General features: G+C 72.3%; 11 protein-coding genes. 5 read left to right on the top strand and 6 right to left on the bottom strand.

The features are described 5' to 3' along the window. Window positions 1–121: 121 nt before the first annotated feature. Window positions 122–1,588, bottom strand: coding sequence for a nucleobase:cation symporter-2 family protein (locus AB0C36_RS40530; protein WP_358364123.1), 1,467 nt, complete (start codon window positions 1,586–1,588; stop codon window positions 122–124). A gap of 496 nt (window positions 1,589–2,084) precedes the next feature. Between AB0C36_RS40530 and AB0C36_RS40535 the strand changes: the two genes are divergently transcribed. Beyond that, complete coding sequence (locus AB0C36_RS40535; protein ID WP_358364126.1) at window positions 2,085–2,528, top strand: GNAT family N-acetyltransferase; 444 nt, start codon at window positions 2,085–2,087, stop codon at window positions 2,526–2,528. Window positions 2,529–2,636: 108 nt separating this feature from the next. Here the strand turns inward: AB0C36_RS40535 and AB0C36_RS40540 are convergent, their stop codons facing one another. Together AB0C36_RS40540 and AB0C36_RS40545 are read right to left on the bottom strand one after the other, a co-directional pair. Further along, window positions 2,637–4,289, bottom strand: coding sequence for a glycoside hydrolase family 6 protein (locus AB0C36_RS40540; RefSeq protein ID WP_358364130.1), 1,653 nt, complete (start codon window positions 4,287–4,289; stop codon window positions 2,637–2,639). A gap of 69 nt (window positions 4,290–4,358) precedes the next feature. Then, window positions 4,359–4,865: a hypothetical protein gene (locus tag AB0C36_RS40545; protein WP_358364132.1), complete on the bottom strand. Its 507-nt coding sequence runs from the start codon at window positions 4,863–4,865 to the stop codon at window positions 4,359–4,361. Window positions 4,866–5,446: 581 nt separating this feature from the next. Between AB0C36_RS40545 and AB0C36_RS40550 the strand changes: the two genes are divergently transcribed. Next, window positions 5,447–8,590 (top strand): S8 family serine peptidase, encoded by a 3,144-nt coding sequence (locus AB0C36_RS40550; RefSeq protein ID WP_358364134.1) that lies wholly within the window; start codon window positions 5,447–5,449, stop codon window positions 8,588–8,590. Window positions 8,591–8,726: 136 nt separating this feature from the next. Here the strand turns inward: AB0C36_RS40550 and AB0C36_RS40555 are convergent, their stop codons facing one another. Both AB0C36_RS40555 and AB0C36_RS40560 read right to left on the bottom strand, forming a co-directional pair. Then, window positions 8,727–10,142: an NAD(P)/FAD-dependent oxidoreductase gene (locus AB0C36_RS40555; protein WP_358364135.1), complete on the bottom strand. Its 1,416-nt coding sequence runs from the start codon at window positions 10,140–10,142 to the stop codon at window positions 8,727–8,729. Window positions 10,143–10,317: 175 nt separating this feature from the next. Beyond that, window positions 10,318–10,716, bottom strand: a complete 399-nt coding sequence (locus tag AB0C36_RS40560; RefSeq protein ID WP_358364138.1) for a VOC family protein — start codon at window positions 10,714–10,716, stop codon at window positions 10,318–10,320. Between the two features lie 176 nt (window positions 10,717–10,892). Between AB0C36_RS40560 and AB0C36_RS40565 the strand changes: the two genes are divergently transcribed. From AB0C36_RS40565 to AB0C36_RS40575, 3 genes are read left to right on the top strand one after another with little or no spacing between them, the layout of a single operon-like run. Next, entirely contained in the window at window positions 10,893–11,300 is a 408-nt protein-coding gene (locus tag AB0C36_RS40565; protein ID WP_358364141.1) for a hypothetical protein, read from the top strand. Window positions 11,301–11,305: 5 nt separating this feature from the next. Further along, complete coding sequence (locus AB0C36_RS40570) at window positions 11,306–11,773, top strand: thiol-disulfide oxidoreductase DCC family protein (protein ID WP_358364144.1); 468 nt, start codon at window positions 11,306–11,308, stop codon at window positions 11,771–11,773. A gap of 10 nt (window positions 11,774–11,783) precedes the next feature. After that, window positions 11,784–12,617 (top strand): TetR/AcrR family transcriptional regulator, encoded by an 834-nt coding sequence (locus AB0C36_RS40575; RefSeq protein ID WP_435839216.1) that lies wholly within the window; start codon window positions 11,784–11,786, stop codon window positions 12,615–12,617. 263 nt (window positions 12,618–12,880) lie between these two features. On the opposite strand, the gene AB0C36_RS40580 is transcribed toward AB0C36_RS40575, so the two are convergent. Further along, the coding region (locus AB0C36_RS40580) for a cytochrome P450 (RefSeq protein WP_358364147.1) at window positions 12,881–13,162 on the bottom strand (282 nt) is incomplete at its 5' end.

Raw genomic sequence — 13,162 nt, forward strand, 5'->3', positions numbered from 1 at the left:
TCTGTCCCGTGTGCACGTGCACACGGGACAGACCGGCCACGTCTGTTCTTCTGCTGCTCTGCCGTCCCGCGTCCCGCTGTTCTGGCGTTCTGCGGGCCTCTGTGGGCCGTCGGACGCCGCGTCAGACGGCCGCGGGGCTTCCGACGGACGGCCCCGGTTCGACGGCGCTGGCCGGTGCTTCGGGCTGGGCGTCTGCGGCACTTCGAGCCGACCGGCCCACGTGGTGGAAGGCGAGGTTCAGCACGACCGCCACGATGCACCCCGCGGAGATCCCGGACTCGGCGATCATGGCGACCTTGTCGGGGAACGCCGCGTAGAACTCCGGGTAGGCGATGGGGAAAACGCCGAACGCCAGGCTCACCGCGACGATCAGCGCGTTCGGCCCGTCGGCGAGGTCGGCCTTGGCGAGCGTACGGATCCCGGCGACCGCCACCGATCCGAACAGCACGACGCCCGCGCCACCGAGCACCGGCTGCGGCACGAGCGCGACCAGCCCGCCGACCACCGGCATGAGGCCCATCAGCACCAGGAATCCGCCGCAGGCCGCGACGACGAAGCGGCTGCGGATCCGGGTGAGCGCCACGAGGCCGATGTTCTGTGCGAAGGCCGTGCACGCGAACCCGTTGAAGACCCCGGCGAACGCGGTGGCGAAGCCGTCGGCCCGCAGGCCGCCCGCGATGGTCCGGTCGTCCGCCGGCTTCTCGACGACCTCGCCGAGCGCGATGATGTCGGCGGTGGACTCGGTCATGCACACGATCATGACGACGAGCATCGACACGATGACCGCGGCGTCGAACTCCGGTGCCCCGAAGGCGAACGGCTGCGGCACCTCGAACAGCGGGAGGTCGGCGAGGGCGTCGCCGTCGACCTTGCCGAACGGGATGGCCGCGAGCGTACCGACGAGGAGCCCGAGCAGGATCGCGATGCGCTGCAGGAACCCGGTGAGGAGCTGGTGCAGCACCAGGATGGACGCGAGCGTGATGCCCGCGAGCGCGAGGTTCTCGCCGGAGCCGTAGCCGGGAGCGTGCGAATCTCCGCCCTGCGCCCAGTTGGCCGCAACGGGCAGCAGCGAGACGCCGATCAGGGTGATGACCGTGCCGCTGACGACGGGCGGGAAGAACCTGACGAGCCGGCAGAAAACCGGTGCCAGGACGAAGCAGAAGACCCCCGCGATGATCGTCGATCCGAAGACGACCGGCAGTGTGGCGTCGCCCTTGGACGCGACCACGGCCAGGATCGGCGACACGACCGCGAAGGTGACGCCGTTGACGAAGGGCAGGCGCGAACCGACGCCCATGAAGCCGATCGTCTGGAGCAGCGTCGCCAGTCCCGCGACCAGCAGGCTCGCACCGAGCAGCGTGGTCATCTCGGCGGCGGTCAGGCCGAGCGCGCCGCCGATGATGAGCGGCGGGGCTGCGACGCCCGCGTACATGGTGGCCACGTGTTGCAGTGCCCCCGCGAGCAGCCTGCCGGGCGGCAGGACTTCGTCGACGGGGTGTACGGGGACGGGGTGAACAGGGGCTTCCTTGCCGCCTGTTCCGTCGCCCTGTGGTGCTTCCTTGCTCCTGGTGGGGAGTTTCCAGCCCATGCGATGTGCCCTCCGCGGCGGAGGCCGCCCCCTGCACGTGGGCGGCCGTCGGGTGGCTGTGCCTATGGCCGTTGCGTTGTTCCGGGAAGCGCTGCGCGGCCGGACCGGGGGCGGTGTCTCGGCGGCGCGTTGCCGGCGGGTGGTTCACCGCACCGGCGATTCACTTGTTTTCCGTAATGCGGAATTAATCTTCCGACTTGTAGAAAGAGACTGTAGGGAGACCGGCAAGGGCGGTCAAGAGTCGGATGTTGGTACGAGCATGTCGGCGCCAATCGGGGCCGAACTGGCGTACCGGCCCCAGGACACCGACGGGCGCCTAGGCGGGACAGGGAACCGCCAGGCAGACACGAGCAACGAGGACGAAAGCCGGCGCTCGGACGGCGACGAGCGCGAGTGCAGCGCGGATGCGAGACGGTGGCCGCGGACTCATCTGCCCGTGCCCGCGGATGGCGCAACGCGGTCACGAGGTGATCATCGGGCGTCTTAGGGTGTCCGCATGGTTCGCTTTGACACCGAAGTCGACAAGGAGCGCGAGGACTGGCTCGGCCATCGCCTCGACGAGACCAACACGGCGGCGTCGCCCGCGATGGCACGGCTGCGCGGCACCCCGGCCGAGGACGACATCCCGGTGCACGTCTACGCCGTCGACGACGACGGCGCCGTGGTCGGCGGCCTGACCGGCAAGGTCTGGGGGCGGTGGCTGCACGTCGATCTGCTGTGGGTGCGGGCGGACCGGCGCGGGAAGGGCCTTGGGGCGGACCTGCTCGCCCGCGCCGAGGAGACCGCCCGCACCGAACACGCCTGCGGCCACGTCCGTTTGGAGACATGGGACTTCCAGGCCCCGGAGTTCTACCGCAGGCAGGGCTACACGCTGGTCGGCGAGGTGCCGGACTACCCGCCCGGCGTCACGGAGTACATCTTCGCCAAGGCGCTGCGGTAGCCCGGCGCGTCGGTCCGGGCCCTCCCGTCCCGGCCCGGTCGGGTTCCCCTGTGAGGTCCCCCGACCGGGTCCCGGTCAGCTTCCGGCGAGGTGCCGGTCGGGTGCCGGTCAGGTGCCGTCGATCAGCCGGATCGCGAGGTCCGGGTCGAACTGGCCGGCGGGGGTGCCGGGTGCGATGCCGCAGGTGCCGTCGGAGTCGCCCGGGACCTTCAGCCACAGAACCAACTCGGCGCCGGCCGCGCCGGATCCGGGCGTCGCGCCCAGCTTGCGGCCCGCCGGGTTGCACCAGTCGCCCCGGTCGCCATTGCCGTTGCGGCTGGTGTCGACGACGAACGCGGCAGGCTTTCCGCCGCGCTTCCGGATCTCCTGGTCGACCTGCTTGCCGTACGCCGAACTCGCGGCCGTCGTATCGTCGTTCGACACGTTGACGGCGAACCCGGCGGTGTCGCCCACGCCGGCCTTGAGAAGCCGGTCGGCCATCGTCGCGGCGTCGATCCACGCCGCGTTGCCCGCGTCGATGTAGAGCTTGGCGGCGGGGGCGGCGGCCTTGATGCGCTGGACGGCCGCGCGGATCAGCGCGAGCCGGTCGTCCTGGGCCTTCGCGCCCGGGAGGCAGCCGATCTGTGCCACGGCGTCGGGCTCGAGGACGACGATCGCCGGCTTGGCCCCGATGCCGGCCGCGAACTTCCCGATCCAGTCCAGGTATGCGGCGTCGCTCGCCGCACCGCCCGCCGAGTACTGGCCGCAGTCGCGGCCGGGAACGTTGTACGCCACGAGCACCGGCAGCTTGCCCGCGGTCGCGGCCCGCCCGACGTACGCGGACGCGTCCGCACGCACATCGGTGCTCCAGTCCCCGAACCAGCGCGCGATCGGCTTCGAGGCGATGGCGCTGCCGATCCGGGCCGCCCGCGGGTCGCCCTGATTGCGCGCGACCCACTCGGCCGGGTTCGACTCGGGGTCGACGTACAGGTCCGGGACCGGTCCGTCGGACGGCGGCGGCGGGACCGGCGCGGTCGGCTTGGCGGGCGGACTCGGCTTGGGCGGCGCCGGCTTCGTGTCCGACGGTACGGCGGAGGGCGGCTCGGGCGCCGAGGACTCCGACGGCGTGGCCGCGGGCCGGGACGGGGCGGGCGTGGGCTTGTTCGCGGGCGGCTTGGCCGGGTCGGGCGTTGCGGGCTTGTCCTTGCCGGGCTTGTCCTTGCCGCCCTTCTTGGCCGACACGCCGTCGATCATGACCGACACGCGGCTGTCCGCGCCGCCGAGTTGGAACGTCAGCGCGGCCTGGTCGACCTTCTCCCGTGCGGTGAAGGGGAGCACGAACTCGCGCTTGCCGGTCTCCAGGGTAACCTGCTTGTCCAACGCGGCCGTGTACGGCGCCCGTTCGTGCTGCATCGTGACCCGGATCGTCACGGGCCGGTCGGCGCGTGCGGTGAATTTGAGGACGTACGGCTTGCCCTTCGCCAGCGCGAACCCGGTCTGCCCGACCATGTGGTCCCACTGCCGCGGCGACCCGCCCGGGACCTGGACGCGGAGCACCTTGCCCTTGCCGGTGGCCCCGTCGGCGACGGTTTCCTTGACGGCGCGCCCCGAGCTCCACCAGAACGCGGAGCCGTCCTCGAAGCCGCCGTTCGCGATGAGTTCGTCGCTCTTGTGGTCGCCGCCGAGGGTCGCCTGCGCGGTGAACCCTCCCCCGACCAGGACGACGGCCAAGCCGCCCACGATCACGGCACGCGGCGCGCGCAGACCCCGAATCCGTCGCATGCAGACCTCACCTCGTGACCGTCGGTACCCATGGCACTCGGCAACGTAGGGGGTGCGTGTACGGGGCGACTATCCGGTCGGCGCGGCCGCCGCACCGGGTTCGGGACACACCCGCTCGCCCGGTGCCAACCACAGCGTGCCTCCCCCGCCGACCACCGTCGTGACCGTGGCGCACACCGCGGCCCCGTCCGGACGCGGACCGAACACCGTTGTAGAGCGGGAGGGTTCCACCATGCCGCGTTCGATGATCCGCCCGTCGGCGGCGACCACGGCCACGAGATGGCCGACCACGCCGTCCACGCGGGCCGGGCGCCACGTCACCATGACGCCGCTCGCGTCGGAGCGTACGGCGACGTCGCGGGCGAGGTACGGCGCGGCCTGCTCCGCGGTCATCCGCACGGCCCGCTCGTCCGCGGGGTCGGTCGGCAGGCCACCCAGCGACGGCGCGACCGGCTGCCGCGAGGGGCCGCCGCTTCCGGACGTGGAGCCGCCGGAGGGCGCGTACAGGGCGTAGACGATCGCGCCGATGAGCAGCAGGGCGACCACACCCGCCACCCGCCCTGCCACTTCCCGCACCCTGGCCTCCTGCCCTTCCCCGCTTCGTCTGGCCGGTTCCCTCGCCCCACCGGCGGCTTTTGACTCTTCGGCCGCGTCGTGCCGCCGGTTCGCCGCCCGCCGGATCTGTCGCGTCCGCCCGGCGCCCACCGTAGTTGGACCGCGCTCCGGGCGCCCGAGCGAGGTCACGTGGACGCGGAGGGCCCGCCCGAGACCTCGAATCGGCGGCAAGGGTGCCGTCCGCCGTTCAGGCCAACGGCCTAGGCGAGCACGCATTCGAGTGAGGCCGGGAATTCGTCGGGTGTGACAGGCAACTCACCGGCGGTTCCCGGTCGTCTCTCGACGAGGCGTCCATGCCGATCGGCGGCGTGTGCGTCTCCGGAAGGAGAGCCCATATGAATCGTCGTGCCAGACGCCGTTTCGCCGCCAGTGTGGTGGCGGGCGCGTTATTCGCCGTGGGGGCGGCGGGAACGGGGGGCGCTTATGCGGCGGGCGGGCCCGGCTCCGGGCCTCCGCCGGAGGGTCCGCGGGGGGATGGTAGGGCGGGTGGCGGCCAACCCGCCCGCGCGTCCGTCACGTTGATCACCGGCGACGTCGTCACAGTGGCCACGTTCCCGGGCGGCGTGCAGGCGGTGACGACGACTCCGGCACCGGGGCGCGAGGACGTCTCCTTCCTGCGGTCGACACGGAACGGGGCCGTGACGGTCGTGCCGTCCGACGCCCTGGGGCTGCTCAACCGCGGGGTGCTGGACCCGGCGCTGTTCGACGTGACGGCGTTGGTGCGGGACGGCTTCGACGACCGCAGCACGCCCGTGCTGCCACTCATCGTGCGGTACGAGGGCGCGGGCACCGCGGCGTCGGCGCGCTCCTCGGTCGCGGCGAACGCCGTGCCGGGCCGTGAACTGCCGAGCATCCAGGCCCAGGCGGTCGCCGAACGCAAGGCCGACGCGGGCGCGTTCTGGCGTACCGTCGCCGCCGGTCCGGCCGACGCGGGGGCGGCCAAGACACCGGCGCCGGGCATCGCCCGGATCTGGCTGGACGGCCGCGTACGCGCGTCGCTCGACCAGAGCGTGCCCCAGATCGGCGCGCCGCAGGCGTGGAGCGCGGGCCTCACCGGCGCGGGCGTGAAGACGGCGGTGCTGGACTCGGGCATCGACCCCGAACACCCGGACCTCGCCGACGCGGTGGCCGCGTCGGCGGACTTCACCGGCGACGCGGAAGGCGCGGTCGACCGCAACGGGCACGGTACGCACGTCGCGTCGATCATCACCGGCAGCGGCGCGGCGTCGGGCGGCCGCTACGCGGGCGTCGCCCCCGACACGCAACTCGTGGTCGGCAAGGTGCTCGACGACACGGGATTCGGTAGCTATTCGCAGATCGTGGCCGGCATGGAGTGGGCGGTCGGGCAGCAGGCGCGGGTCGTCAACATGAGCCTGGGGTCCGGGCCTTCGGACGGCACCGACCCGATGTCGCAGGCGGTCGACGCGCTGAGTGCCTCGTCCGGGGCGCTGTTCGTGATCGCGGCGGGCAACGACGGTACGCCCGGCTCGGTGAGCGCCCCCTCGACCGCGAACTCGGCGCTCTCGGTGGGTTCCGTCGACGCCGAGAACCGGCGTGCGCCGTCGTCGTCGCAGGGTCCGCGCGTCGGCGACCATGCGGCCAAGCCGGAGATCACCGCTCCGGGTGTCGCCATCGCGGCGGCCCGGGCGGCGGACACGTGGCGCGGCGAGCCGATCGACGACTTCTACACGCGGCTCGGCGGCACCTCCATGGCCACGCCGCACGTCGCGGGCGCGGCGGCGATCCTGGCCCAGCAGCACCCGGACTGGACGGGCGAGCGGATCAAGGAGGCGCTGGTCGGTTCGACGGCGCCGGGTCCGGACATGGGTGTGTTCGAACAGGGCACCGGGCGGGTCGACGTGGCGGCGGCGGTGACGCGTACGGTGTCGGCGAGTCCCGCGGCGCTGTCGGCGTACCTGCGCTGGCCGAGCACCGAGCCGGTGGGGCGCACGGTCGTGTACCGCAACGACGGGGACGCGCCGCTGGTGCTGGACCTCGCGGTGGCGTCGAATGTCGCGATGCCGGTGCGGTTGGGGACGAGCCGGCTGACGGTGCCGCCGCACGGGACGGTTCCGGTGGTGGTGACGGTGGATCCGGCGGCGGGTGAGGCCGGGACGTACGGCGGCGTGCTGGTCGCGTCGGGGCCGGACGGGAAGGCGCTGGTGCGTACCGCGCTGTCGGTGTTCGACGAGCCCGAGGTGTACGACCTGCGCGTGAACGCGATCGACCGCAACGGCGCGCCGCTCGACGGCGGTGCGGTGGTCGTCGTGAACGTCGAGACCGGCGTCGGCTACGAGGTGCGCGCGCAGGGCGAGTTCCTGACCGCGCGGGTGCCGAAGGGCCGCTACAGCATCGACGCGATGGTCCACACGCCTGCCACCGACACGCGGCTGCGCAGCTGGACGCTGGTGTCCCTGCCGGACACGCCGGTCACCGCGGACACCACCGTGGTGGCGGATGCCCGGGCCGGGCTGCCGGCCGGGGCGGCGCTCGACCGGACGGGCACGACGGTGGAGCACCGCCGGCTCGGGTTCGGGGAGAAGTTCCCGGGCGGCGAGGCCGGGATCGAGGCGTCGTTCTACAACCTGCAGACCGAGGCCTTCGCGGTGCCGACGGCGAACGCCGGTGCGCAGTACGCCTATCGGGTGACGGCCTTCCTGGCGAAGCCGGCGTCGGGCAAGCAGCCGGCCGCGACGTTCAATCTCGCACTGTCGCACGATCAGGCGATTCCGCAGAACCCGGTGCTGTCCGTCAGGACGGCCGAACTTGCGGCCGTGGACACCCGGGTGCACACGCTGGGCGACCACGAGCCGCGCACCGCGTCCATGTCGCGGCTCGCGGGGTGGGGCGACGGCAACTACGGCGGGTGGTTCCACTCCGTCCCGCTGCCGGGCGTCGCGAAGGAGTACTTCAGCGTGCAGCCCGGGTTGACCTGGCAGTCGATCCTCCAGGCCGACCAGTGGATGGAGACGGGCACGCCGCGGGCGTATCCGGCCGGGCGCACCACCACCGAGGACTGGAACGAGGCGCCAGTCGGCCCCCTTGCCGCCTTCGGCCGGTGCGGCGACGACGGCTCGGCCGCCTTCCGGCCGTTCAACCCGTCGGGGGCGGGGCGTGTCATGGAAGGGGGCAGTGCCTGGGGGCGGGTGACGTTGTCACGGAACGGTGCGGAGATCGCGTCGAGCGAGGACGTGTTCTACCCGTATCTGCCGGGGATGGCGCCGGAGAAGGCGACGTACGCGCTGCGGCTGGAGGCCGAGCGGGACGACCCGTTGTGGCGGCTCGGCAGCCGGGTGGACGCCACGTGGACCTTCTCGTCGATGCGTCCGCCGGACGGCGGCTGCGACGCGGCGTCGGCGCCGCTGCCGCTGGTCCGCTTCGACGGGGAGTTCGACCTGCGCAATCGGGTCGCGGGCGACCGGCCGTACACGCTCACCGCGATTGTGGAGCGGCCGGACGGATCCCGGCCGCAGGTGCGGCAGTTCACGGTCGAGGCGTCGTACGACGGGGGTACGACGTGGCGCCGCCTGCCGGCTGTGCCGAACGGCCGGGGGTACACCGTGCTCGCGCCGCCTCCGCCGCGGGGCGGGGACGGGTACGTGGCGCTGCGGACGTCTGTGCGCGATGCGGACGGGAACACGCTGACCCAGACGGTGGAACGGGCGTACGGCGTGGCCCGGCGCTAGCCGCGGGGCGGGCCCGGCGACGGGGGCGCCGCGGGTGACCGCGGCGCGGCGCCCTGTCGTCGGCGCGCCGACGCGTCGTCGGGGGTGCGCGGTCCGGGCCTGTTCGACAGGCCCGGACCGTTCGCCCTCGCCCGCGTCAGCCGTCCTGCTGCTCCTTTTGCTCCCTGTGCTCCTTGTGCTTCTTGTGCTCCGCGAGCTCGTTCTTCGGCTCGTCGTGGTGCCGCTCCTCCACCTGATCGGCCGTCATGTACGCGTCCGTCAGCTCGAAGTCCTGGAGTCGGGCGGCCCGTCCCGCCTGGAAGCCGGTGCGCACGAAGTCGTCGCCCGCGGCGGCGTTGAGCGCCCAGTTGACCAGGACGCGCGTACGGGCGGTGACGGTCGGCAGCGCCATCACGTGGTAGCCGCGGGCGACCACCTGCGCGGGAATGCCCGACAGTTCGACACCGAGGGGCTTGGACACCGCGTCCTTGCCGCCGAGGTCCACGACGAGTCCGAGGTCCCGGTGGTGGTACGGCTTCAGCGGCGTGCCGTGCAGCCGGGCGACCACGTTGTCGGCGAGCACCCGGCCCTGCCGCTGCGCGTGTTGCGCGGTGGGCGGGGTGATCGCGTCGCCGCCCTTGGCCAGGTCGGGTACCGCGGCCGCGTCGCCGGCCGCGAGGACCGCGTCCACCCCGGGCACCGTCAACTCGGCGGTGGTGACCAGGCGTCCGCGCATGGTGTCGGTCGACAGGGTGTGCACCAGCGGGCTCGCGGCCACCCCGGCGGTCCAGATCAGCGTGTGGGTGGCCAGCACGCGGCCGTCGGTGAGCGTGATCTTCGTCGGCTCGACCGAGGCGACGGAGGTGCCCAGCGAGAACAGCACGCCGCGCCGCCGCAGCATCCGCATGGCCTTGGCGCCGAGCTTGTCGCCGAGTTCCGGGAGCAGCTTGGGCGCGACGTCGATCAGGTGCCACTCGATGAGCGACGGGTCCAGCCGCGGGTAGCGCTTGGCCGCCGCGGTGGTCAGGCGCTGGAGGCATGCGGCGGTCTCGGTTCCGGCGTATCCGCCGCCGACCACCACGAACCGCAGCCGGGCCTCGCGTTCGGCCGGGTCCTGGGTGACGGCGGCGAGGTCCAGCTGCGCGATGACGTGGTCGCGCAGGTAGGCCGCCTGGGCGAGCGTCTTCATGCCGAGCGCGTGCTCGGTCAGGCCCGGGATGTCGAAAGTCCGGGTGGTGCTGCCGGCGGTGAGCACGAGGTGGTCGTACGGGACGTCCACGATCTCGCCGGTGGTCTTGCGGACCACGCACACCTTGGCGCGCGTGTCGACGCCGATCGCGCCGCCGGGCAGGAGCCGGGTGCGGCGCAGGCGCCGGCGCAGCGAGACGGCGACCGACTGCGGGGTCAGGACCCCGGCCGCGACGTGCGGGAGCAGCGGCAGGTAGAGCTGGTAGTCGGTGGGTGTGACCAGCGTGAGGTCGGCCTCGGGTGGGGCAAGCCTGCGTTCGAGCCGGTGCAGGCACTCGACGCCGGCGAAGCCACCGCCGACCACCACGATCTTCGGACGCGACATGGAGCGCACTCCCAACGTCTGGAGCTTGTACGCCGTGCGCGCGGGACGCACGGCAGGCCTGCATCGGAGCCTACGTAGATCAACTCGCCCAGGGCGCCCGACGCGCGCGGCGAACTGCCGGGGGAACGTGCGCGGGGTGCGCGGGACGGCTGCCCCGCCGGCCGCTGGGCACGGTTCAGGTGCCGACGTACCCGCGCAACACGCAGAACTCGTTGCCTTCCGGATCGGCCAGCACCGTCCAGCTGACTTTCTCGCCCTGGCCGATGTCGACGCGGGTGGCGCCGAGCGCGAGCACGCGTTCGACCTCGGCGTCGCGGGTGCGGTCATTTGGCGTCAAGTCGATGTGCAGTCTGTTCTTGGCCTTCTTGGGGCCGTCCGGCACCCGCTGGAACAGCAGGGCCGGCGGGAACGCCCCCGAACTCCTCGCTTCCGGCGTACGGGCGACGTCGCTGATCAGCACGTCGCCGTCCTTGTCCTCCTCGATGTGGGCGTAGCCCAGCACCGCGCGCCAGAACTCGGCCAGCCGGTGCGGGTCCTCACAGTCGATCAACAGTTCAGTCCAGACACTCGCCATCCCGGTACTTTGCCACGCCGCCACCCGGTTCACGCCTGACCGACGCACCCGAACGGCGCGCGCCCACGACCGGACCCGCCTTACCCGAACTCCTCGGCGGGGCGGCTTGAACACGTTCAAAATCACCCGCTAGAGTGCCGGTACGCGCACTGAACGCGTTCAAAAAGGGGTGCTCCATGGATCTCACCGTGGTGACGTACGCCGTCTACCTGCTGATCAGCACCGCCCTCACCCTCTGGGTCGGGCACACACTCGCCCGCAGCGGCCGGGTGTTCCTCGTCGACGTCATGCACGGCGACCGCAAACTCGCCGACGCGGTCAACCACCTCCTGACCGTCGGCTTCTACCTCGTCAACTTCGGCTTCGTCGCCCTGCACCTCGAACTCGGCGGCGGCGTCGACACCGTCCGGGAGTCCTTCGAGGCCCTGTCGGTCAAGATCGGTACGGTCCTGCTCGTACTCGGCGCGCTGCACCTGGCGAACGTGTTCGTGCTCGGCCGCATCCGGCGCCGCTCGCTCGCCGAGCACCAGCCCGTGCCACCCGTCCCGCCGCAAGGCTGGACCAGCCCGGCCGTCGGGGTGTGAGCCCGATGTCCGCACGGACCGGCGTAGGGGGCCTCTACGGGGGTGCGGCCCCCTACGCCCTCCACCTCGCACCCACGGTCCCGCCCATCCGCCGCATCACCGTCCTGTACGACGCCCGCTGCCCCCTGTGCGTCGCCGTCAGCACGTGGCTGGCCCGCCGCCCCAAGCTGGTCGCCGTCGACCTGGTCGCCGCCGGCTCCGCCCGCGCCCGCAACCGCTACCCGGACCTCGACCACGAGCGCACGCTCCACGAGGTCACCGTCATCGGCGACGCGGGCCAGGTCTACAGCGGCGCCAACGCGTGGGTCGTCTGCCTGTGGGCCCTTCGCGGCTACCGCACCCTCGCCACGCGCCTCAGCACCCCGACCGGCCTCCCCCTCGCCAAGGCCGCCGTCGTCGCCGCGGCCAAGATCTCCGCCGCGACCCGCCGCGCCTCCGGAGACTGCGCAAACGGCTGCGGGCCACACGACTAAGGTTCCTCGCGTGGAAAACGACGCACCAGCGGCCCGCACGCCCCCTGCCCCACCCCCCGGCGACAGTCGGCCGCCCGGCACGTCCCGCACGGAGTCCGGCCCGGAATCCAGCCCGGAATCCCAACCGGACCATCCCCGGGCCGCCGCCAAACCGAGCAAGAGCGAGCAGACGCGGTCCCTGATCCTGGAGACCGCGCTGCGCCTCTTCCAGGACCGCGGCTACGACAAGACCACCATGCGCGCCATCGCCACGGAAGCCGGCGTCTCCGTAGGCAACGCCTACTACTACTTCGAGTCCAAGGAACACCTGATCCAGGGGTTCTACGACCGGGTGACCAACGACCACATCGAGGCCGCACAGGCCCGCCTGCGCGGCCGTACCGACTTCGCGTCGCGACTCCAAGTCACCCTGGAGGCCTGGCTGGACGCCGCCGAGCCGTACCACGGCTTCTCCGTCCAGTTCTTCCGCAACGCCGCGGACCCCGACAGCCCGCTCTCCCCGTTCTCCGCCGAGTCCTACCCGGCCCGCCAGACCGTCGTCGACCTCTACCGCGACGTCCTCGCCGGCTCCGCCATGAAACTCGACGCCGAAATGGCGGAAATACTCCCCGAGTTGCTGTGGCTCCACCAGATGGGCATCGTCCTGTTCTGGGTCTACGACCGCTCCCCCGACTCGGCGCGCACCCGCGACTTCGTACGCCGCACCACCCCCATGGTCGCCCGCATCACCAGCCTCTCCCGCTACAAACTCATCCGCCCTCTGGTCCGCGACGCCGAAAAGCTGGTCCGCGACTTCATCGTCCCCGACGGCATCGGCACCCACGAACGACCGCCGTTGCGCTGATTGACGGCCTGAGCGCGTCCTCGCTGCCCGTGCCTGCGGCATACGAGGAGGGCCGTCTCGTGCGGTGCGTGGCTGGACAGCGATCGTCCGCGCACCTCAAGCCGGACCACGCACGCGAACAGGCAACCCCGGTCAGCGAAGGGGCAATCCCCTGTTCGCCGACCGGAATTCCCGGCACACCACCGGCGAACCTGCTGTCCCGGCGCTCTCACGCTGCGTGCCCGTAGGGTCTGCACAGCACGGCACCGGAGCCGCGCCCGTGGTCAGCGGCCTAGGTACACCGGCAGGCTTGCCAGGGCGTTGTTGAGGTTCGAGCGGACGCGGCGGGGCTCGCCGGTCAGTTCGATGCGCGGGAAGGTGGCGAGGAGTTCTTCGAAGAAGACGCGGCCTTCGAGGCGGGCGATGTGCACGCCCAGGCAGAAGTGCTCGGCGAAGCCGAAGGACAGGTGTGGGTTGGGGCGGCGGAAGATGTCGAAGCTCTGCGCGTCCTCGAACACCTCCTCGTCGCGGTTCGCCGACGTGTAGTACATGGCGACCTTGTCGCC

Origin of the sequence: Streptodolium elevatio (genome assembly GCF_040649515.1) — a bacterium.
Classification (GTDB): domain Bacteria; phylum Actinomycetota; class Actinomycetes; order Streptomycetales; family Streptomycetaceae; genus Yinghuangia; species Yinghuangia elevatio.